Below are 21,045 nucleotides of genomic sequence, written 5' to 3'. Positions count from 1 at the left end.
ATCTCACCGAGTGGACCTCGGCGGGCCGATCTCACCCTGTCGTCCGGGCGTCCACCGTCTCCGGTGGGAACAGCCGCAGCCGGTGCGCCAGCGCGGCGGCCTCGCCGCGGCCCGAGACGTTCAGCTTGGCGAGGATGTTGGAGACGTGGACGCTGGCCGTCTTCGGGGAGATGAAGAGTTCCTCGGCGATCCGGCGGTTGGTGTGGCCGGCGGCCACCAGGCGCAGGACGTCCCGCTCCCGGCTGGTGAGGCCGAGCGCCTCGGCCGGGTCGGCGGGAGCGGGGGAGGTCCGCTCGGGAGTGCGGGAGAGGGTGAGGCGGGCGCGTTGCGCGAGCAGCGAGACGGCGTCCGCGAGCGGGCGCGCGCCGAGGTGGTCGGCCGCGGCCCGGGCCAGCCTCAGCAGTTCCGTGGAGCGGTCCCGCTCCTCCTCGCCGCCTCCGGCGACCAGCAGGGACTCGGCCAGGCGGTACCGGACGCAGGCGAGGTCGTAGGGGCGTTCGAGGAGCTCGAAGGCGTCGAGCACCTCGGCCCACTCGTCCGGGGCGTCCCGGCTCTCGGCGCGCAGCAGCTCGGCCCGCACCCAGCGCTCGTAGCCCTGCCAGACGGGCACGTTCGTGGTGAGGCCCTTGGCGGCGCCTCGCAGGCGTTCGAGGACGTCGGCGCGGCCCTCGTCGGCGCCGGGGAGTCGGCGGGCGTCGGCCTCCGCGGTCGCGGAGGCGAGCAGCAGGGGCCAGCCGTAGCGGTGGGTGCCCGGCGGGAAGCCCATGCCCAGAGCCTCGTCCAGCTCCGCGCGGGCGTCGAGGAGGCGGCCCTCCCCGGCGGCGACGCCGATCGCGAGGGCGGTCAGCGGAAGCAGATGCTGGGGCACGACGTCATGGGTGCCGAAGTGGCCCCGAGCGGCGGCCAGTTGGTGGTCCGCCTCGGCCAGGTCGCCCCGGGCGAGGGCGAGCCGGGCCTGGACGGTGGCGTTGAAGCCGCGGGGCTTCTCGCTCTGGCCGATGCGCTCCGAGTTGACCCCGGCCTCACCCGCCTCGTCCCAGTGGCCCAGGGAGAAGAGGGACTCGCTGAGGTTTCCCCAGACCCAGGCCTCGGAGTACACCAGGCCGAACTTCCGGGCGAGTTCGACCCCCTCCCGGAGGATGCGGACGGCTTCCCGGGAGCGGCCGAGGCCCTCCAGGTGGGACGGCAGGTTGATGTGGACGCGGCCCACCACGTAGGCGGCACCGGCCTCCGAGGCCTGCTTCTTGACCTCGTGCACCTCGGCGAGCCCTGCCTCGATGTCCCCCGACTCGACGAGGAGCCCGCCGAGGGTGAGCCGTGCGTGCAGCTCGATGTCACGGGCGCCCACCATCCGGGCGTACTCCACGGCGCGCTCGGCGGCCAGGAGTGCTTCCGGGCCGGGGCGGTGCTGCATGGACCAGTTGGCGACGTTGGCGAGGACGTCGGCGTGCACGGCGGACGGCGGCAGTCCGCGGACCAGGTCCTGGGCGGTGGACAGTTCCTTCCAGCCGTCGCCCCGGGACCGCGCCTCCATCAGCCGGGAGCGCTGGATCCAGAACCAGGCCGCGCGCAGCGGGTCGCCCTCGTCCTCCAGGAGGTGCAGGGCACGCTTCGTGATCTTCAGGGCGCGCTCGCGCTCCCCGCTGAACCGGCCCGCCACGGCGGCCTCGGCCATCAGGTCGAGGTACCGCAGCGGGGTGGTCTGCGGGTCGCAGCCGCACGGGGGGTAGACCTCGGCGTAGTCGACGGGCCGCAGCTCGGCGCGTACGGCCTCGGGGGCCGTGTCCCACAGCTCCATCGCCCGCTCCAGGAGCCGCAGTTGCTCCGAGTAGGCGTGCCGGCGGCGGGCCTCCACGGAGGCTTCGAGGACGGCGGGCAGAGCCTTGGCGGCGTCGTGCGCGTGGTACCAGTGGCTGGCCAGCCGGGCGGCTCGTTCGTCGGCCGGGACGAGCGCGGGGTCGGCCTCCAGGACCTCCGCGTACCGGCGGTTGAGGCGGGAGCGCTCGCCGGGCAGCAGGTCGTCACCGACGGCCTCGCGCACCAGGGAGTGGCGGAAGCGGTAGCCGCTGCCGTCGGCCGTGGCGAGCAGGATGTTGGCGCCTACGGCGGCCCGCAGCGCCTCGATGAGGTCGTCCTCGGAGAGCCGGGCGACGGCGGCGAGCAGCGGGTACTCCACGGTGGAGCCGCCCTCGGCGACGATCCTGGCGACCTGCTGGGAGCTCTCGGGCAGGCTCTCGACGCGGACGAGGAGCAGGTCGCGCAGGGAGTCGGTGAGGCCGGCGCAGCAGCCTTCGTGGGCGGCCACGGCCAGTTCCTCGACGAAGAAGGCGTTGCCGTCGGAGCGCGCGAAGATCTCGTCGACCTGGGCCGGATCGGGTTCGGAGGCGATGATTCCGGCGATCTGGCAGCCGACTTCGGTGCGGCTGAATCGGCCGAGCTCGATGCGGCGGACGGTGCGCAGCCGGTCGAGTTCGGCGAGGAGCGGCCGCAGCGGGTGGCGGCGGTGGATGTCGTCGGCGCGATAGGTGGCGACGACGAGGAGGCGGCCGCTGCGCAGCGTCCGGAAGAGGTAGGCGAGGAGGTGGCGGGTCGAGGCGTCGGCCCAGTGCAGGTCCTCCAGGAGGACGACGACCGGGCGGTCGGCGGCGACGCGTTCCAGGAGGCGGACGGTGAGTTCGAAGAGGCGGGCCATGCCGTCCTCGTCGTGCCGCCCGCGGGAGGTCTCGCCCAGTTCGGGCAGCAGCCGGGCCAGCTCGTCCTCCTGTCCGGCGGCCGCGGCGGCCAGTTCGTCGGGCAGCCGGCGGCGCAGGGCCCGCAGGGCGGTGGAGAACGGGGCGAACGGCAGGCCGTCGGCGCCGATCTCGACACAGCCGCCGACCGCCACGACGGCGCCCTCGCGGCAGGCCCTCACCGCGAACTCCTCGATGAGGCGGGTCTTGCCCACGCCGGCCTCACCGCCGAGCAGCAGTGCCTGCGGCTCGCCCGTGGCGGCTCGGGCGAACGCGTCGTTCAGTACGTCCAGTTCGTCGGCCCGGCCGACGAAGACAGGACTGACGGACCTGGTCTCCACAGCGCCGAGCATCGCACAGGGGTCCGATGTCGCGGCACTGGTTATCCGGGGTCCGGCCACGGCCTCGGGCCCGTCCGCGGTCGCGGACGGGCCCGATGTCGTGGCGGAACTGTCGGTGGCCGGGAGAGCGGCCACCGGGCTCCCGCCCCGCGGAGGGCGGCCGACCCCCGTGCGGCCGCCCTCCGCTGCCCCGGGGCTCATGCGGCGCGCGCGAACCGGGGCCTGCGGTGGCTGTGGCCGTTCACCCGCCCCTCGCTGTCGTCGCCGCCGGAGCGCGCGGCCTGCCTGGCGGCGCGACGGCTGCGGGCCGCCTCGCGGGCCATGCGGTAGTTGTCGGCGTTGCGGATCATTTCCGCGGAACGGATCTGCTGGAGCTCGTGCTCGAACATCTGGTACCCCTCGGGCTGAGTGACTCGGGGAGAGTCACTGTCGGCTTCGCTCGTTTGCGATGCCTCTACTTTCGCCTCCGAGGGGGGTGCGCCACATCGGGAGAGTTCCGCATCTTGCGCGCACGAAGGGCCTTAGTCCCGCCGTAAGTGGCCTACGGCGGGACTAAGGCCCCTCAGGACGTGCGGTTCGTCAGCCGGCGGACGGCATGGACAGGAGGATGTCGGAGTACTTGAGGACGGCCAGCAGCAGGCCGACGACGCCGAGCGAGACGCCCGCCCAGGCGACGGACTTGACCCACGGGGACTGGGCGGGGATCCGGTCGGGGTTGCCGAACGCGGGCCGGACCAGCACCACGACGCCGACGATCAGCGCGGCCAGTGCGAAGAAGCCGGCGACCAGCGCGTTGGCGTTCCAGGAGTCGGAGTACACCTGCTTGATCTGCGTGGCCACGGGCTGGCCCTGAACGGTCTCCAGCTGGCCGTACAGCGAGTCGCGGGCCTGCGCGATCGTGCCGACCCAGCTGCCGGTGAGCGAGACGATGCCGAGTCCGGCGGAGACGACGGCGGCTGCGCCCAGGCCCACCCCGGATCCGGCGGCGGGCGTGGCCCCCACCTGCTCGTCCTCGTCCTCGCCCAGGATCTCGGCGTCGGCCCGGTCGTCGGCCTTCGCGGCGTCGGTCTCCTCGACCTCCCCGATCGCTGCCGTTCCGTCGCTCTTGGAGAGCTTCACGGCCTCGTCGTCGCGCTGTGCCTCGGTGCCGGTCTCGGTTCCGGCCTCGGTCTCTGTCTTGGTTCCCATGCTCCGCACCGTACGGACGCTGTCTGAGAATTTCTTTAAGATCCCGGGATCGTCACGCCGTGGTCGTCACATCGCCTCGCCGGCCGCCGCCGGGGACGCGCCCGCGCCGTCACTTCCCCCGCGCGCGTGCGGCCCGCCACTCCCCCGCCAGCACCGACCACACCTCGGTGTCCTGCCGTACTCCGCGGTACGGATAACTCTCCCTGAGGACGCCGTCACGGCTCATGCCGAGCCGTCGCGCCACGTTCAGGCTGGGCTCGTTCCCGGAGGCGGCGTGCCACTCCACGCGGTGGATGCCGCGTTCGTCGACCGCCCAGTCGATGAGGACGCCCACCGCGCGCGTGATCAGTCCGCGGCCGGCCGCGGCGGGCTCCAGCCAGCAGCCGACCTCACAGGTGTTGTTCTCGGCGTCGAAGACCCGGAAGAGCACTCCGCCGACGAGCTTCCCGTCCAGCCACACCCCGTGCAGGCTGCCCGTGTCGGCGGCCTTCTTGTCGGCGTACGCCTGGAGCAGCTCCCTGGCGGATTCGGTGTCCGTGGCGCGTGAGCCGAAGGGGATGTACTGCTGGACGAACTCGCGGCCGCGGTCCAGATGGGCGAGGAACTCCTGCGCGTGCCACGGCTCCAGGGGCCTGAGTTCGGCGCCGTCGTCACCCAGGGATATCGCGTACATCCTGTTGCCGCTCCTTCACGAGTACGTCCACGAGCGCGTCGCCGCGCGCCCCCGGGATCCTCGCACGCGGGTCGGCGGCGGTACGGGTTTCCGGCGGCTCGATGCTCAGGCGCGGCAGGCGCCGGTCGAGCCAGCCGGGCAGCCACCAGTTGGCGCCGCCCAGCAGGTGCATGAGGGCGGGCACCAGGAGCGTACGCAGCACGAACGCGTCGAGGGCGACGGCGGCGGCGAGCGCTATGCCGAACATCGCGATGACGCGGTCGCCGCTGAGCACGAAGGCCAGGAAGACTGAGATCATGATGACGGCGGCGGAGTTGATCACCCTGCTGGTCTCCGCGAGGCCCACGCGGACGGCCCTGCGGTTGTCGCCGGTCTCCAGCCACTCCTCGTACATCCGGCTGACCAGGAACACCTGGTAGTCCATGGAGAGCCCGAAGAGCACGGAGACCATGATCACGGGCAGGAAGGGCTCGATGGGGCCCGCCCGGCCGAGGCCCAGCAGTTCGCTGCCCCAGCCCCACTGGAAGATCGCGACGACGACTCCGAAGGCGGCGGCGACGGCCGCGACATTCATCGCGGCGGCCTTCAGGGGGATGCCGATGGACCGGAAGGCGAGCAGCAGCAGGATGCAGCCGAGGCCGATCACCACGCCCACGAAGAGGGGCAGTTTGCCGACGATGACGTCGGCGAAGTCGTCGTATCCGGCGGTCATGCCGCCGACGCGCAGGTCGAGCGTGGTCCCGGTCTCGGCCCGCGGCAGCACCTCGGTGCGCAGCCGGTCGACGAGTTCGCTGGTCCGCTGGGACTGCGGCGAGGACTCCGGTACGACGGTGAGGTAGGCGGTGTCTCCGTCGTTGTCGTACGTCACCGGGGTCGCGGCGCGGACGCCCTCGGTGCCCCGGAGCGTGGCGTCGAGGTTGTCCAGGGCGAGCCGGTCCTGGCCGCCGGAGACGGGCGTGACGAGGGTCAGCGGCCCGTTGAGGCCCGGTCCGAAGCCGTCCGCGAGCAGGTCGTACGCCTGCCGTGTGGTGGCCGTCTCCGGGTTGTTGCCCTGGTCGGAGGTGCCCAGGTGCAGGGAGAACGTCGGCAGGGCGAGCAGGGCCATGACGGCGAGTGCGACGCCGCCGAGGAGTTTGGGGTGCCGCTCGACGAAGGCGGACCAGCGGGCGGCGAGCCCGGTGGGGATCTCCGGCTGGGGCCCGTGCTCGTCCAGCCGGCGGCGTTCGCGGCGGCTCAGGGCGCGCATGCCGATGAGGGAGAGCAGCGCGGGCAGCAGGGTCACGGAGGCCGCGACGGTGAGGATCACGGTGAGGGACGCGGCGATCGCGACGCCGTTGAGGAAGCTGAGCCGCAGTATGAGCATGCCGAGCAGGGCGATACAGACGGTGGCGCCCGCGAAGACGACCGCGCGGCCGGTGGTGGCGACCGCGTTCCGGGCGGCCTCCTCGACCGGGAGACCGCGTTTCAGACCGCGGCGGTGCCTGGTCACGATGAACAGCGCGTAGTCGATGCCGACACCGAGGCCGATCAGCATGCCGAGCATCGGCGCGAAGTCGGCGACGGTCATCACGTGGCCGAGCAGCACGATCCCCGCGTACGCGGTGCCGACGCTCACCAGGGCGGTGGCGATGGGCAGCAGCGAGGCGGCGAGGGAGCCGAAGGCGAGGAAGAGGACCACGGCGGCGACGGCCACGCCGACGATCTCGGCGATGTGCCCGCCGGAGGACTCGGTGAGGGCGACCGCCTGGCCGCCCAGCTCGACGCGCAGCCCGTCGGCCTCGGCGGCCTTCGCGGTGTCGACGACCGCGCGGGCCTCGCCCTGGTCGATGTCCTCGGCCGGGTCGTCGAAGGTGACCGTGGCGTAGGCGGTGCGTCCGTCGCCGCTGATCCGGCCGGCTCCCTGGTCCCCGTAGGGGCTGACGACCGTGGCCACCCCGGGCAGGGCGGCGATCCTGTCGAGGGTGCGGGTCATGGTCTGCTCGACGTCGGCGGCGCGGACCGTGCCGGGGCCGGAGTGCCAGACGACGGTGTCGCTGTCGCCGCCGAGGCCGGGGAAGTTGTCCTGGAGGAGCTGGGCGGCATTGCCCGACTCGGTGCCCGGCACCTGGTAGTCGTTCGAGTACGCGGCACCGGCCACGGAGGCGGCGGCGGTGGTCCCGCCGAAGGCGAGGAGCCAGAGCAGTACGGCGACGAGGCGGTGCTGCACACACCAACGTGCGAGGGCTGCCACGGACGAGCTCCCTGGGTATTTTGTGGATCTTTATCGGGAACTGCCCGCAAAGAACGCATGACCGATGCGTTGTCACTCTTGCAGCCAAAAGTGATCGTCGGCCTCATTCGTGGGTTTACTCACAAGAGTGCGAGGCAGTTCACACGACAATCCAATGAACTCTGTCGCCCCTCCCGGCGTCCGCAGGCACGCCAGGAGTGACGCGCGTCGGCGTCGGCGCATCCCCCGGTCGACCGACAGGGAGTACGCGAACGGCCTCAGCGCCGTTCATAACCCCGCAGGAACGCCCGGACCCCGGACGCGATCAGCTCGTCGCGCTCCTCGTCCGTGACGGGTACGGCGCCCTGGTAGGTGCGGTCGCTGAGCTCGCCGACGGCCAGCTGGAGGAAGTGGGTGGCGGCCCGCCGCGGGTCGGGGGCGTCGAGGAGCCCTTCCTCGGCCAGCTCGCGGAAGCGGGCCGCCACCTCCTCCAGAGCGCGGTCGGGGCCGGAGGCACGCCACGCGTCCAGGAACTCCTGCGGGATGTGGCCGACCTCGGCCCGCAGCTGCCGTACGACGGCGAAGTGGTCGGGATACAGGTGCATCGGCGACGTCCAGGCGTGCGCGAACGCCACGAGGTCGGCCTCCAGGTCGGTGACCTTGTGGAGCCGCCGGTCGACGGCGTCGTGGAGGGCCCGCACGACCTCCTCCGACCCCTCCACGACGACGACCCGGAAGAGCTGCGCCTTGCCCTGCGGGAAGTGGTTGTAGATCGTGCGGGAGGAGACCCCGGCCTCCTCGGCGATGGAGTCGACGGCGGCGCGGGTGTAGCCGTCGCGCCCGAAGACACGGCGGGCTCCCCGCACGATCGCCTGCCGCTTCTCCGCGAGCCCTTGCCTCACGCGCCTGCCCCTTCCTGTCGCCCGTCACGGTATCCGGATCAAGGTCATTACAACGCTCGTTGCATTTATTGCCATCACCGTTGTACTTTCTCGTCATGACCGACTCTCTCACCTCATCCCCGTACGGGGCACGATGAGCTCCACCCTGCCGACGCGGGCCGGAGGCAGCGGGGAGAAGGGCGATCCGCCCCTGCCCGCCATACCCCGGGACGTCCTGGCCCTCGCGGGCGTCGTGGTCCTCGGGTCCTTCATGACGGTGCTCGACCTGACCATCGTCAACGTGGCGCTGGACCGCCTGTCGCACGCCTTCGACGCACCCCTGTCCGTCGTCCAGTGGACGGTGACCGGCTACTCGCTGGCGCTCGCCACCGTCATCCCCGTCACCGCGTGGGCGGTGGGCCGCCACGGCGCCAAGCGGGTCTTCCTCACCGCCGTCGCGCTCTTCACGCTCGGCTCGGCACTCACCGGCCTCGCCTGGGACGCCGGCTCACTGATCGCGTTCCGGGTGGTGCAGGGGCTCGGCGGCGGCATGATCGTGCCCGTCGCGATGACGGTGGTCCTGCGCGCCGCCCCGCCCGAGCGCAAGGGCACGATGATGGGCATCCTCGGGATTCCCGTCCTCGTCGGCCCGATGACGGGCCCGGTCCTGGGCGGCTTCCTCACCGACTCGCTGTCCTGGCGCTGGATCTTCTTCGTCAACGTCCCCGTCGGCGCCCTCACCCTGCTGCTCGGGGCGCGCGTGCTGCGCGGCGACGACGAGCGGGCCCGCCGCCCGCTGGACCTGGCCGGACTGCTGACGCTCTCCCCCGGCCTCGCGGCCCTGCTGTACGGGCTGACGCTGGGCGGCGAGCGCGGCGGCCTGGACTCGGTGGGGGTCGTCGTCCCGCTCGTCGCCGGTACGGCACTGGTGACGGCCTTCGCCGTACGGGCCCTCCGGGTGGAGCACCCCCTGCTCGATCTGCGCCTGCTGCGCGGGGCTTCGGTCGGCCGGGCGGTGGCGACGATGATGCCGTTCTCGGCCGCGTACTTCGGCTCGATGATCCTCGTACCGCTGTACTGGCAGCAGGAACGCGGCCTGTCCGCCACCGAGGCCGGGCTGCTGATGGCTCCTCAGTTCCTCTTCAGCGGCACGGTGATGCAGATCTCCAGCCGGGTCTCGGACCGGGTCGCGACGCGCGCGATCGTCGTCCCCGGTGTCCTGGTCGCCGTCACGGGCTTCCTGGCCTTCGCCGTGCAGGCCGGTCCGGACACGCCGTACTGGCGCCTGGTCGCCTCCCTCGCCGTCATGGGCACCGGTGTCGGCATGACCAGCATGCCGGTGATGGCCTCCGCCACGCGCGGCCTCGCGGACGCCGAGGTCGCCGCCGGCAGCACGGCGCTCGGCATCGTCCTCCAGATGGCCGCGTCGGTCGGCACGGCCCTGGCGGCCCTGCTCCTGACGGCGACGGACGGCTTCCGTACGACACTCCTGTGCGGGGCGGCCCTGATGCTGCTGGCCCTGCCGATGGCGGCCCGCCTGCCGAGGCACCGCCCGTGACCCCGCGGGCCGGACGGGCCGGCCCCGCGCCAGGTGGCCGCCGTGGGCCGACCACCCCCGCCAACCCGTCACCGTTTCAGGGGCGCGGGAACTGCGCGGCTGCTCCCCGTCCGGCCCGCGGGGTCACGGGCGGCCGCGCTTCTGGCGGAACGCCGAAGGGGCGGTGCACCTGACCACAGGCGCACCGCCCCTTCGGGCAGAAGAGCAAGGGGAACCGCGGGCTAGCCCTCGGCGCCGAGCTTCTCCAGGATCAGTTCCTTGACGCGGGCCGCGTCGGCCTGCCCCCGCGTGGCCTTCATGACGGCGCCCACGAGAGCGCCCGCGGCGGCCACCTTGCCGGCACGGATCTTGTCCGCGACACCGGGGTTGCCCGCGATGGCCTCGTCGACGGCGGCCGTCAGGGCGCCCTCGTCGGAGACGACCTTCAGACCGCGCTTCTCGACGACCTCGTCGGGTGTGCCCTCGCCCTTGAGGACACCCTCGATGACCTGGCGGGCCAGCTTGTCGTTGAGGGAGCCCTCGTCGACCAGGGCGGTCACCCGGGCGACCTGCTCGGGCGTGATGGCCAGCGCGTCCAGGGAGACCCCCGACTCGTTGGCCGTGCGCGACAGTTCACCCATCCACCGCTTGCGCGCGGAGGCCGCGTCGGCACCCGCCGCGATGGTGGCGACGATCAGGTCGATGGCACCGGCGTTGAGCATCGACTGCATGTCGTGGGCACTGACGCCCCACTCCTCGCGCAGCCGGTTGCGGCGGGCCAGCGGCTGCTCGGGCAGGCCCGCGCGCAGCTCCTCGACCCACTCGCGGGACGGGGCGACCGGGACGAGGTCCGGCTCGGGGAAGTAGCGGTAGTCCTCCGCCTCCTCCTTCACCCGGCCCGAGGTCGTGGAGCCCGTGTCCTCGTGGAAGTGACGGGTCTCCTGGATGATCGTTCCGCCGTCGTTGAGAACGGCCGCGTGCCGCTGGATCTCGAAGCGGGCCGCGCGCTCGACGGAACGCAGCGAGTTCACGTTCTTCGTCTCGCTGCGCGTGCCGAACTTCTCCCGGCCGTGCGGGCGCAGCGACAGGTTCACGTCGCAGCGCATCTGGCCCATCTCCATACGGGCCTCGGACACACCGAGCGCCTTGATGAGCTCGCGCAGCTCGGCGACGTACGCCTTGGCGACCTCGGGAGCGCGCTCGCCCGCACCCTCGATCGGCTTGGTGACGATCTCGATGAGCGGGATGCCGGCGCGGTTGTAGTCGAGCAGCGAGTGCGAGGCGCCGTGGATACGGCCCGTGGCGCCGCCGACGTGCAGCGACTTCCCGGTGTCCTCCTCCATGTGGGCGCGCTCGATCTCCACACGGAAGACCTCGCCGTCCTCCAGCTGGACGTCCAGATAGCCGTTGAAGGCGATCGGCTCGTCGTACTGGGAGGTCTGGAAGTTCTTCGGCATGTCCGGATAGAAGTAGTTCTTCCGGGCGAAGCGGCACCACTCGGCGATCTCGCAGTGCAGCGCGAGACCGATCTTGATGGCGGACTCGACGCCGATCGCGTTGACGGCCGGCAGTGCGCCGGGCATGCCGAGGCAGGTCGGGCAGGTCTGCGAGTTGGGCTCGGCGCCCAGCTCGGTGGAGCACCCGCAGAACATCTTGGTCCTGGTGCCGAGTTCGACATGGACCTCGAGGCCCATGACGGGGTCGTACGACGCCAGCGCGTCCTCGTACGACACCAGGTCAGTCGTGGCAGTCACGGTGAAACATTCCCTCTCAGCCCAGCAGGACGTCTTCGTCGCCCAGGCGCTTGAGCTCCCGGTAGAGGATGGCGAGTCCGGTGACGATGGCGGCGGCGGATACGGCGGCGTCGATGAGCCTCAGGGTGTCGCCGTCACTGCGGGCCAGCTTGGCCTGCTTGGCGACGCTGATCACGCCGAACGCGGTACTGCCGAGCGACACGTACAGCCCGGCCTTCGACTTCTTGAAGTTCTTTGCCTTCTTGCCCATGGCACTCACAGCGACGGAGCCTCCTCGATCAACGGGTGGCCCCAGCGTTCCACGAACGCGGCCTCGACGGCGGCTCCCACCTTGTAAAGGCGGTCGTCCTTGAGGGCCGGCGCGATGATCTGCAGGCCGACGGGCAGGTTGTCCTCGGGCGCGAGGCCGCAGGGCAGCGACATCGCGGCGTTGCCCGCGAGGTTCGTGGGAATGGTGCACAGGTCCGCGAGGTACATCGCCATCGGGTCGTCGGCGCGCTCGCCGATCGGGAAGGCGGTGGTCGGCGTCGTGGGCGACACGATCACGTCGACCTGCTCGAACGCCTTCTCGAAGTCCCGCGTGATGAGCGTACGGACCTTCTGGGCGCTGCCGTAGTACGCGTCGTAGTAGCCCGAGCTGAGGGCGTACGTGCCGAGCATGATGCGGCGCTTGACCTCGTCGCCGAAGCCCGCCTCACGGGTGAGGGCGGTGACGTCCTCGGCGGAGCGGGTGCCGTCGTCACCGACGCGCAGGCCGTAGCGCAGGCCGTCGAAGCGGGCGAGGTTGCTCGAACACTCGGACGGGGCGATGAGGTAGTACGCCGACAGGGCGAGGTCGAAGGACGGGCAGTCCAGCTCGACGATCTCGGCGCCCAGCTCCCTGAGGAGCTCCACCGACTCGTCGAAGCGCTGCACGACACCGGCCTGGTAGCCCTCGCCGCGGAACTGCTTCACGACGCCGACACGCATGCCCGCCACGCTGCCGTTGCGGGCGGCCTCGACGACGGCCGGTACGGGCGCGTCGATGGAGGTGGAGTCGAGGGGGTCGTGGCCGGCGATGACCTCGTGGAGGAGCGCGGCGTCCAGGACCGTACGGGCGCAGGGGCCGCCCTGGTCGAGGGACGACGAGAACGCCACCATGCCGTAGCGCGAGACGGCGCCGTACGTCGGCTTCACGCCGACCGTGCCGGTGACGGCGGCCGGCTGGCGGATGGACCCGCCGGTGTCGGTGCCGATGGCGAGGGGCGCCTGGAAGGAGGCGAGGGCGGCGGACGAACCGCCGCCGGAGCCGCCGGGGATCCTCGTCAGGTCCCAGGGGTTGCCGGTGGGCCCGTACGCGCTGTTCTCGGTGCTGGACCCCATGGCGAACTCGTCCATGTTGGTCTTGCCGAGGATGACGACGTCGGCGGCCTTGAGCCGCTTGGTGAGCGTCGCGTCGTAGGGCGGGATCCAGCCTTCGAGGATCTTCGAACCGACGGTCGTCGGAATGCCCTCGGTGGTGAAGATGTCCTTGAGCGCGAGGGGGACACCGGCGAGCGGGCCGAGCTTCTCGCCCCTCTCCCGCTTCTCGTCGACGGCACGGGCCTGGGCGAGCGCCCCTTCCCGGTCGACGTGCAGGAAGGCGTGCACCTTCTCGTCGACGGCCTCGATGCGCGCGAGGTGGGCCTCGGTGACCTCGACGGCCGTGAGCTCACCGGCGGCGATGCCTGCGGCGATCTCCGCGGCGGTGAGCCTGATGATGTTGACGTTGCTGTCCGTCATGGTGATTAGTCCTCCCCCAGGATCTGCGGCACCTTGAAACGCTGCTGCTCCTGGGCCGGGGCGCTGGAGAGCGCCTGCTCGGGGGTGAGCGACGGACGGACCTCGTCCGCGCGCATGACGTTCGTCAGCGGCAGCGGGTGGGAGGTCGGCGGTACGTCTTGGTCGGCGACCTCGCTGACGCGGGCGACCGCGCCGATGATGTCGTCGAGCTGGCCGGCGAAGTGGTCGAGCTCTTCGCCCTTCAGCTCCAGACGCGCCAGCCGGGCGAGGTGGGCGACCTCCTCGCGCGTGATGCCAGGCATGCAGCGATCCTCAGGGGTGAGTGAGTGTGGTTTGGCCCAATCCTATGGGTCGCACGCCGATCCCCGTACACCGGTTTCCCCCGCACCACCCGGCCCGGCACATACGAGGACCGCACCACCGGCGCAGGGCAGGCGGGCGCTCCGGCCGAAGGGGCGCGCGGCCGGAGGCTGGGCAGGGAGCAACTGGGGTTCGACCGAGCCCGGCCAGGGGGCGGCGGCGCCGCAGGGCGGGCGGGGAGCCGCTGGGGGCCGTGCCGGTCAGCGGGGGTGCACGACCGCACGCCGTACGGAGAGCCACGGGAGCCGTGCGCGGGTGGCGCGGGCTCAGCGGGCGCCGGCGTACGACGGACCGGGAGCCGCCGACGGTGGGGACCCCCGCGGGAGACCTTCGCCCGTCGGGCGCCGGTCACGGATGGTGCGGATGGGAGAGAACCAAACCCACCGACCCGCACCCGCCTACTCGTCGGCCGCCGCGGGCAACGCCGCGGGGAGCGCCGCGGCGGGCCGCTGCCACCCTCGCGACCCCCGGGCGAGCAGCCACGCGGTGGCCTCCTCCGGAGGCATCGCCGCGGCCACGAGCCACCCCTGAACGGCGTCGCACCCGAGGTCCCGCAGCCGCTCCCACGTCTCGTCGTCCTCGACACCCTCGGCGACGACCACCAGCCCGAGCGAATGGGCGAGATCGATGGTGCACCGGACGATCTCGGCGTCCTCGGTGTCCACCGCGAGCCGGGCCACGAAGGACCGGTCGATCTTCAGCTCGCTCACGGGCAGCCGCCGCAGATGCACCAGCGACGAGTACCCGGTCCCGAAGTCGTCGAGCGACATCTTCACGCCGTGTGCGGTCAGCCCGGCCAGGGTGTCCGCGGCCCGCTGCGGGTCCTCCAGCAGCACGTGTTCCGTTATCTCCAGCTGAAGCGCCCCCGCGGGAACCCCGTGCCGGGCCAGCCGCGCGGCCACCGATCCGGCGAACCCGGGCGTGTGCACGTCCCGCGGTGACACGTTGACGGCGACCGGGACCCGCAGTCCACGGGCCCGCCAGCTCGCCACCTGCGCGAGCGCCTTCTCCAGTACGTACTCGGTCAGATGCGGCATCAGACCGGACGACTCGGCGATGGCTATGAACTCGTCCGGCGGTACCTTCCCGCGCTCGGGATGCACCCACCGCACGAGCGCCTCCAGCCCGGCCACCTGCCCGTCGAACCGCACCTTCGGCTGGTAGTGCAGCTCGACGTCGCCCGTGTCGAGCGCCCGTCGCAGATCCCCCAGCAGCCCGAGCCGGTCAGGGGTGTTGGAGTCCCGCTTGGACTCGTAGACCTCCACCCCCGTGCGGTCCCTCTTCGCCTGGTACATCGCGACGTCCGCCCGCCGCAGCAGCCCCTCCGCGTCGAGTGCGTGGTCGGGGAAGACCGCGAGCCCCGCGCTGGCCTCCAGGACGAGCGTCAGCCCGTCCAGGTCGAGCGGTGACCCCAGCATCGTCACGAGATTGCGGGCGACCCGCGTCGCGGACGTCGTCGAGTCGACGATGGGCAGTAACACGGCGAACTCGTCCCCACCGAGCCGCGCGGCCTCCGCCCCGCGCGGCAGGGCGACCCGCAGCCGGTCCGCTATCTGCAACAGCAGCCGGTCCCCGGCGAGATGCCCGAGCGTGTCATTCACGGCCCTGAAACGGTCGAGGTCGATCAGCATCAGCGCGGAACGTGCACCGATTCGCTCGGCATCGTCCAGCGCCCGCCAGGTCCGTTCGAGAAGCCACTGCCGGTTGGGCAGTCCGGTGAGGGGGTCACGCAGTTGCTCCTCGGCCCGGGCGCGCGCTATCCAGAGCGTGGAGTCGAGAGCGATGAGCGGGACGGAGAAGAGCGGCAGGAGCACGGGGAGGGCGATGGCGACGACACAGATCAGCGGGGCGATACCGAGCAGCGCGACGGCCAGCAGCCCCTGTCTGACCAGGGCGGTACGGGCCACGGTCGGCAGTCCGGCGGTACGCGGCGCGTGGAGGTACCAGAGCAGCGCGCGGGTCACCCCGAGATACGCCCCGGCCACCAACACCACCGAAGGTGCGGTGTAGACGGTCCAGGTCTCCGGCTTCCAGGGCGTCTCGACGGACGGCACCCGGCCGAAGGCGGCCAGCACCAGCGCCCCGGCGCCGATGCCCAGTATGTCCACCGCACCGTGCAGGACACCCTGGCGCCAGCGGTGGCGGCGGGCTATGCCGACGAGGACGACGACGGTGAGGCTGACCATTCCGGCCGGCACCCAGCCGTAGAGCAGCAGGACGGCCAGCGTGAGGGCCGCTCCCGAACCGGTGCCGCCCCACCAGCGGGAACGGCCGAGCGCGACGAGGTGGCCGACGATGACGCCGACCAGGACGGCCAGCGCCCAGCCGACGGACCCCGAGGGAAACAGCGCGTGGTGCCCGGTGAAGGCCCGGTAGAACCCCGCGCCCAGCACGAAGGCGGCGGCCGTGACGACCGCAGCGGGCAGCGCGGGCCAGGACTTCTGTTCCGGCTCCTGACCCGGCATCCGGGAGGGGGCTCCGGGGACGGCGGTGAGATGGCCGGGGCCGAGTCCGTGCGCCGTGCTCCGCTGTCCGGCGACGTATCCCGGCGGGCCCGGCCGCACCGTGGGACCGGTGGCCCCGAGACCCGCTGCGAACTCCCGGCTTCGCTGGAGCAAGGGGTGACCCCACCGCCGCACGCCGGTCATCCAGCGTGGGCGCAGCCGTGAGTCCGGGGAGGCGCTCTCGGTCGGTTCCATTCCCGTCCCTCTCACAGCCGGCGGTGCCCACGCCACGCGGCCCGATGCCCGACAAATCCCTCAGCGGCACCGCGTCTGAAAACCCTTCCCCCGGCTCCTGAGGAGCAGGAGGCTGCCCCGACCGCAGCTGGGCACGGCAGGCGCACACCTCAACAGTAGGCCGCAGAAGGCTTCTACGGGCAGCGGTCGTCGACGGTTGCCCGAATGCGACCCGGCCACCCGTATGCATCTGGTATGCGCCGAACGGGTGGTCTTCAACCGCTACTCCTCGATCGGAAGCGCGACTTCGGCCGCCGCCTCCGGTCCTTGTTCGAGAAGAACGGCGAAGCCCTCCTCGTTCAGAACCGGCACTTTGAGTTGCATCGCCTTGTCATATTTCGATCCAGGATTTTCACCAACGACAACAAAAGCCGTCTTCTTCGAAACCGAACCGGTCACTTTCGCTCCCCGGCTCTGCAGTGCCTCTTTCGCTCCGTCGCGTGTGTGACGTTCCAGAGTGCCGGTGACGACGACGGTGAGCCCTTCGAGCGGGCGGGGCCCCTCGTCCTCGCCGGAGCTCTCCTCCTCCATGCGGACGCCCGCGGCCTTCCACTTGCGGAGGATCTCCTGGTGCCAGTCCACCGCGAACCACTGCTTCAGCGAGGCGGCGATGGTGGGCCCGACGCCCTCGACGGCGGCGAGTTCCTCCTCGGTGGCCTGCTCGATCCGGTCGATCGAGCGGAACTCACGGGCCAGGGCCTCGGCCGCGACCGGACCCACGTGCCGGATGGACAGGCCGGTGATGATCCGGGCCAGCGGCCGCTCCTTGGCCGCCGCGATGTTCTCCAGCATCGCGAGGGCGTTCTTCCTCGGCGCACCCTCCTGGTTGGCGAAGACCGTGACGATCTTCTCCTCGCCCGTCTTCGGGTCGCGCTTGGGCAGGCCGCTGTCCTGGTCGAGGACGTACGCCTTGATGGGCAGCAGCCGCTCGATGGTGAGGTCGAAGAGGTCTCCCTCGTCCCTCAGGGGCGGCTCCGCCGGTTCCAGCGGCTTGGTGAGCGCCGCGGCGGCCACGTAGCCGAAGTTCTCGATGTCCAGGGACTTGCGGCCGCCGAGGTAGAAGAGGCGCTCGCGCAACTGGGCCGGGCAGGTCTGCCCGTTCGGGCAGCGCAGGTCGATGTCGCCCTCCTTGGCGGGCGCCAGCGCCGTGCCGCACTCGGGGCACTCGGCGGGCATCACGAACTCCCGCTCGCTGCCGTCACGCAGGTCGACGACCGGCCCGAGGATCTCCGGGATGACGTCGCCGGCCTTGCGCAGCACCACGGTGTCACCGATGAGGACGCCCTTGGCCTTGACCACGTCCTGGTTGTGCAGCGTCGCGAACTCGACCTCGGATCCCGCCACCGTGACGGGCTCCACCTGCGCGTACGGAGTGACGCGGCCCGTTCGGCCGACGCCCACGCGGATGTTGACCAGTTTGGTGTTGACCTCCTCCGGCGCGTACTTCCACGCGATGGCCCAGCGGGGGGCGCGGGAGGTCGAGCCGAGGCGGCCCTGGAGGGGGATCTCGTCGAGCTTGACGACGACACCGTCGATCTCGTGCTCCACGGAGTGGCGGTTCTCCCCGTAGAAGGCGATGAACTCCCGCACCCCGTCGAGGCCTTCGACGACCTTGGCGTAGCGGGTCGTCGGCAGGCCCCACTCGCGCAGCAGCCCGTACGCGTGCGAGAGGCAGTCGATGTCGAAGCCCTCCCGCGCGCCGATGCCGTGCACGACCATGTGCAGCGGGCGGGTCGCCGTGACGCGGGAGTCCTTCTGGCGCAGTGAACCCGCCGCCGCGTTGCGCGGGTTGGCGAAGGGCTTGTCGCCGGCCTCCACCAGGCGGGCGTTGAGCTCCTCGAACTTCTCCATCGGGAAGTAGACCTCGCCGCGGATCTCCACGAGGTCGGGGATGCGCTCGCCCTTGAGCCGGTCCGGGATCTCCGCGATCGTACGGACGTTGGGCGTGATGTCCTCGCCCGTGCGGCCGTCGCCGCGGGTCGCCGCGCGGGTCAGGCGCCCCTGCTCGTACGTGAGGTTGACCGCGAGGCCGTCGACCTTCAGCTCGCACAGGAAGTGGTACGCGGACGCGCCGACGTCCTTGGCGACGCGGTCGGCCCAGGCGGCCAGCTCCTCGTCGTCGAAGGCGTTGTCCAGGGAGAGCATGCGCTCGCGGTGCTGGACGGCCGAGAACGTCGTGAAGTCGACCGCGTCCGCCCCCGACACCTTCTGGGTCGGCGAGTCCGGGGTCCGCAGCTCGGGATACTCGTCCTCCAGGGCCTCCAGGGCGCGCAGGAGTGTGTCGAATTCCGCGTCGCTGACGATCGGCGCGTCATTCTTGTAGTACCGGAAGCGGTGCTCCTCGACCTGCTCGGCGAGCTGAGCGTGCTTCTCCCGTGCCTCGGCGGGCACGGGCCCCGCAGCCATGGCCTCGGTCGAGGCGGTCTGTGCGTCCTTGTCGCCGGCCACCGTGTCGTCCTCCCGTTACTCTGGGTTGTCCGCGAGGGATCTCGCCGCCCGGACGCAGTGGGCGAGCGCTCTGCGCGCGTACTCGGGGGAGGCGCCCGCGAGTCCGCACGACGGGGTGAGGGTGAGCGCGTCCGTGAGAAGCCCCGGACTCAGCCCCAGCCTGCGCCACAGCGTCCTGACACCCATGACGCTACCGGCAGGGTCCGACAATGGGCCGTCCGTGCCGGGGACGACACCGGCGAAGAGCCTGGTCCCCCCTTCCACCGCTTCCCCGATCGTGTCGTCGTCACGTTCGGTGAGGAGGGCGAAGTCGAAGGAGACGGCGGTCGCTCCGGCCCTGCGCAGCAGCGCGAACGGAACGTCGGGGGCGCACGAGTGGACGACGGCGGGGCCGGAGCCCTGCACCCCGATGACGTCCCGCAGGGTGGCCTCGACGAGCTGCCGGTCCACGGCCCGGTGGGTGCGATAGCCGCTCGCGGACCTCACCTGGCCGCGCAGTACGCCCATGAGTGAGGGTTCGTCGAGCTGCAGGACGATCTCGGCGCCGGGGATGCGGCGCCGCACGTCGGCCAGGTGCTCGCGCAGGCCCTCGGCGAGCGACCCGGCGAGGTCCCGGCAGGCTCCGGCGTCGGAGAGGGCCACCTCGCCGTTGCGCAGCTCCAGCGCGGCCGCGAGGGTCCAGGGGCCCACCGCCTGTACCTTCACCGGTCCCGTGTAGCCCTGGGTGAACTCCTCCAGGGCGTCCAGGTCCTCGCCGAGCCAGGACCTGGCCCGCTTGGTGTCGCGTCCCGGCCGGTCACCTAGGCGCCAGCCGCTGGGCTCCACGCGCGCGTACAGCTCGGCCAGCATCCCGGCGGTCCGGCCGATCATGTCGGCGCCGGGTCCGCGGGCGGGCAGTTCCGCGAGGAACGGCATGCCCGTCTCCGGGCCTTCGAAGGTCCCGGCGACGGTCCTCGCGGCCTCCCGGGCGTCGCCGCCCGGCATCGACCCGATCCCGGTCGCGGGGCCGGGCCTGAACTTGCTGTTTTCGCTCACCCGGGAAGCCTACGGAACCGGCGGGCCGGTGCCACGCCCGGCCGACGGCCCGGCGCCCCGGCCGGTCAGCGGCCCGGGCGCACCGTCAGGTCGTTGACCTCGGCGTCCCTCGGCAGGTCCAGGGCCATCACGATGGTCGTCGCGACGGACTCCGGGTCGATCCACTGCGCGGCGTCGTACTCCTTGCCCTCCTGCTGGTGGACCTTGGCCTGCATGGGGCTCGCGGTGCGGCCGGGGTACACGGAGGTGACGCGGACGCCGTTCGCGTGCTCCTCGTGGCGCAGGGAGTCGGCGAGGGCCTTCAGGCCGTGCTTGGACGCGGCGTACGCCGACCACTCGTGGCCGGCCTTGAGACCGGAGCCGGAGTTGACGAAGATCACATGGCCCTGGGCGACCCGGAGTTGGGGCAGGAAGTGGCGGGTCAGCTCGGCGGGCGAGATCAGGTTGACGTCGAGCTGGTGGCGCCAGGTCTTCGGCGTCAGGTCGCCGACCCGGCCGAGGTCGATGACGCCCGCGACGTGCAGGAGCGAGTCCACCCGGTCGGGCAGCGTCTGGTGGGAGAACGCCCAGGAGAGCCGGTCCGGTTCCGCGAGGTCGCCGACGAGGGTCCGGGCCCCGGGGAACTCGGCGGCCAGCTCCTTCGCGCGGCCCGCGTCGCGCGCGTGCAGCACGAGATCGTCCCCGCGCGCGTGGAGGCGGCGGGCGACGGCCGCGCCGATGCCGGAGCCGGCCCCGGTGATCACATGAGTAGCCATGCCCGCCATGCTCGCACGCGCGTGTCCCGCCCCCGCCGGACCCTGCGGCCGGTGCCCGGACGTCCCCGGCTCACTGCGTGCCCCGGCTCTCCTCCAGGTAGGCCAGCGCCCCTACCGGCTCCTCGGCGAAGAAGACCAGGTCCGTGAGGGGCCTCGGCAGGAAGCCCTCGGCGTCCATGCGCCGGAACTGCTCCTTGAGGCCGTCGTAGAACCCCGCCGTGTTCAGCAGGACGACCGGCTTGTCCGTGTGCCCGTGCTTCTTCAGCTCGAGGATCTCGGTCGCCTCGTCGAGGGTGCCCGTACCGCCGACCATGATGACGACGGCGTCGGCGCGCTCCAGGAGCAGGGCCTTGCGCTCGGCGAGGTCCCGGGCGACCACCATCTCGTCCGCGCCCGTCCGTGCCTTGGCGACGAGGAACTCGACGGAGACGCCCACCAGCCGTCCGCCCGCCTCCTGGACGCCGTCGGCGACCACCTTCATGAGTCCGACGTCCGAACCGCCCCACACGAGGGTGTGCCCGCCCTTGCCGAGCAGCTCGGCGAACTCGCGGGCGGGCCGGGTGTAGCGCTCGTCGAGGTCGGCGGCGGAGAGGAAGACACAGATTCTCATGGCTCCACGCTACGGGCCCGCGCGGG

General features: G+C 71.9%; 16 protein-coding genes. 1 reads left to right on the top strand and 15 read right to left on the bottom strand.

Annotated features, from left to right (window positions below; genetic code table 11):
- Positions 1–31: 31 nt before the first annotated feature.
- From KUF83_RS09610 to KUF83_RS42775, 6 genes are all read right to left on the bottom strand, one after another.
- Positions 32–3,082, bottom strand: a complete 3,051-nt coding sequence (locus KUF83_RS09610; protein ID WP_217454180.1) for a helix-turn-helix transcriptional regulator — start codon at positions 3,080–3,082, stop codon at positions 32–34.
- A gap of 185 nt (positions 3,083–3,267) precedes the next feature.
- Positions 3,268–3,459, bottom strand: coding sequence for a hypothetical protein (locus tag KUF83_RS09605; RefSeq protein ID WP_217454179.1), 192 nt, complete (start codon positions 3,457–3,459; stop codon positions 3,268–3,270).
- Positions 3,460–3,649: 190 nt separating this feature from the next.
- Positions 3,650–4,258: a hypothetical protein gene (locus KUF83_RS09600; RefSeq protein WP_217454178.1), complete on the bottom strand. Its 609-nt coding sequence runs from the start codon at positions 4,256–4,258 to the stop codon at positions 3,650–3,652.
- A 109-nt stretch (positions 4,259–4,367) separates the two neighbouring features.
- Positions 4,368–4,931, bottom strand: a complete 564-nt coding sequence (locus KUF83_RS09595; RefSeq protein WP_217454177.1) for a GNAT family N-acetyltransferase — start codon at positions 4,929–4,931, stop codon at positions 4,368–4,370.
- Positions 4,909–7,161, bottom strand: coding sequence for an MMPL family transporter (locus KUF83_RS09590; RefSeq protein WP_217454176.1), 2,253 nt, complete (start codon positions 7,159–7,161; stop codon positions 4,909–4,911). Before KUF83_RS09590 ends, KUF83_RS09595 begins: the two co-directional genes overlap by 23 nt.
- Before the next feature lie 257 nt (positions 7,162–7,418).
- Positions 7,419–8,042 carry a TetR/AcrR family transcriptional regulator gene (locus tag KUF83_RS42775; protein ID WP_217454175.1) on the bottom strand — a complete coding sequence of 208 codons (624 nt, stop codon included), beginning with the start codon at positions 8,040–8,042 and terminating at the stop codon, positions 7,419–7,421.
- Between the two features lie 133 nt (positions 8,043–8,175).
- Between KUF83_RS42775 and KUF83_RS09580 the strand changes: the two genes are divergently transcribed.
- A complete protein-coding gene (locus tag KUF83_RS09580) occupies positions 8,176–9,579 on the top strand; it encodes a DHA2 family efflux MFS transporter permease subunit (protein WP_217454174.1) in 1,404 nt (467 codons plus the stop codon).
- A gap of 221 nt (positions 9,580–9,800) precedes the next feature.
- On the opposite strand, the gene gatB is transcribed toward KUF83_RS09580, so the two are convergent.
- From gatB to KUF83_RS09535, 9 genes are all read right to left on the bottom strand, one after another.
- Positions 9,801–11,312, bottom strand: a complete 1,512-nt coding sequence (gene gatB, locus KUF83_RS09575) for an Asp-tRNA(Asn)/Glu-tRNA(Gln) amidotransferase subunit GatB (protein ID WP_217454173.1) — start codon at positions 11,310–11,312, stop codon at positions 9,801–9,803.
- Positions 11,313–11,328: 16 nt separating this feature from the next.
- Entirely contained in the window at positions 11,329–11,562 is a 234-nt protein-coding gene (locus KUF83_RS09570) for a hypothetical protein (protein ID WP_217454196.1), read from the bottom strand.
- Positions 11,563–11,567: 5 nt separating this feature from the next.
- Positions 11,568–13,073, bottom strand: coding sequence for an Asp-tRNA(Asn)/Glu-tRNA(Gln) amidotransferase subunit GatA (gene gatA, locus KUF83_RS09565; protein WP_217454172.1), 1,506 nt, complete (start codon positions 13,071–13,073; stop codon positions 11,568–11,570).
- Positions 13,074–13,078: 5 nt separating this feature from the next.
- The gene (gatC, locus tag KUF83_RS09560; protein WP_217454171.1) at positions 13,079–13,375 is read right to left on the bottom strand and encodes an Asp-tRNA(Asn)/Glu-tRNA(Gln) amidotransferase subunit GatC; all 297 of its coding nucleotides are present in this window, start codon (positions 13,373–13,375) and stop codon (positions 13,079–13,081) included.
- A 456-nt stretch (positions 13,376–13,831) separates the two neighbouring features.
- Positions 13,832–16,132 carry a bifunctional diguanylate cyclase/phosphodiesterase gene (locus KUF83_RS09555; RefSeq protein WP_217454170.1) on the bottom strand — a complete coding sequence of 767 codons (2,301 nt, stop codon included), beginning with the start codon at positions 16,130–16,132 and terminating at the stop codon, positions 13,832–13,834.
- A 261-nt stretch (positions 16,133–16,393) separates the two neighbouring features.
- The gene (gene ligA / locus KUF83_RS09550; protein ID WP_374106028.1) at positions 16,394–18,619 is read right to left on the bottom strand and encodes an NAD-dependent DNA ligase LigA; all 2,226 of its coding nucleotides are present in this window, start codon (positions 18,617–18,619) and stop codon (positions 16,394–16,396) included.
- A 15-nt stretch (positions 18,620–18,634) separates the two neighbouring features.
- The gene (locus KUF83_RS09545) at positions 18,635–19,654 is read right to left on the bottom strand and encodes a methionine synthase (RefSeq protein WP_217454169.1); all 1,020 of its coding nucleotides are present in this window, start codon (positions 19,652–19,654) and stop codon (positions 18,635–18,637) included.
- Between the two features lie 65 nt (positions 19,655–19,719).
- Positions 19,720–20,418: an SDR family oxidoreductase gene (locus KUF83_RS09540; protein WP_217454168.1), complete on the bottom strand. Its 699-nt coding sequence runs from the start codon at positions 20,416–20,418 to the stop codon at positions 19,720–19,722.
- 61 nt (positions 20,419–20,479) lie between these two features.
- Positions 20,480–21,019, bottom strand: a complete 540-nt coding sequence (locus tag KUF83_RS09535) for a TIGR00730 family Rossman fold protein (RefSeq protein WP_217454167.1) — start codon at positions 21,017–21,019, stop codon at positions 20,480–20,482.
- Between the last annotated feature and the right edge of the window lie 26 nt (positions 21,020–21,045).

The sequence above is a fragment of the Streptomyces sp. BV286 genome (genome assembly GCF_019090165.1).
In the GTDB taxonomy this organism is placed as follows: Bacteria; Actinomycetota; Actinomycetes; order Streptomycetales; family Streptomycetaceae; genus Streptomyces.
This window is presented reverse-complemented; position numbering and strand designations above follow the sequence as displayed.

What these genes read in the sequence shown, in the direction of transcription:
- KUF83_RS09610 (WP_217454180.1), bottom strand. Translation starts at nt 3,082, where the DNA reads ATGCTCGGCGCTGTGGAGACCAGGTCCGTCAGTCCTGTCTTCGTCGGC.
- KUF83_RS09605 (WP_217454179.1), bottom strand. Translation starts at nt 3,459, where the DNA reads ATGTTCGAGCACGAGCTCCAGCAGATCCGTTCCGCGGAAATGATCCGC.
- KUF83_RS09600 (WP_217454178.1), bottom strand. Translation starts at nt 4,258, where the DNA reads ATGGGAACCAAGACAGAGACCGAGGCCGGAACCGAGACCGGCACCGAG.
- KUF83_RS09595 (WP_217454177.1), bottom strand. Translation starts at nt 4,931, where the DNA reads ATGTACGCGATATCCCTGGGTGACGACGGCGCCGAACTCAGGCCCCTG.
- KUF83_RS09580 (WP_217454174.1), top strand. Translation starts at nt 8,176, where the DNA reads ATGAGCTCCACCCTGCCGACGCGGGCCGGAGGCAGCGGGGAGAAGGGC.
- KUF83_RS09570 (WP_217454196.1), bottom strand. Translation starts at nt 11,562, where the DNA reads ATGGGCAAGAAGGCAAAGAACTTCAAGAAGTCGAAGGCCGGGCTGTAC.
- gatA (WP_217454172.1), bottom strand. Translation starts at nt 13,073, where the DNA reads ATGACGGACAGCAACGTCAACATCATCAGGCTCACCGCCGCGGAGATC.
- gatC (WP_217454171.1), bottom strand. Translation starts at nt 13,375, where the DNA reads ATGCCTGGCATCACGCGCGAGGAGGTCGCCCACCTCGCCCGGCTGGCG.
- KUF83_RS09555 (WP_217454170.1), bottom strand. Translation starts at nt 16,132, where the DNA reads ATGGAACCGACCGAGAGCGCCTCCCCGGACTCACGGCTGCGCCCACGC.
- KUF83_RS09540 (WP_217454168.1), bottom strand. Translation starts at nt 20,418, where the DNA reads ATGGCGGGCATGGCTACTCATGTGATCACCGGGGCCGGCTCCGGCATC.
- KUF83_RS09535 (WP_217454167.1), bottom strand. Translation starts at nt 21,019, where the DNA reads ATGAGAATCTGTGTCTTCCTCTCCGCCGCCGACCTCGACGAGCGCTAC.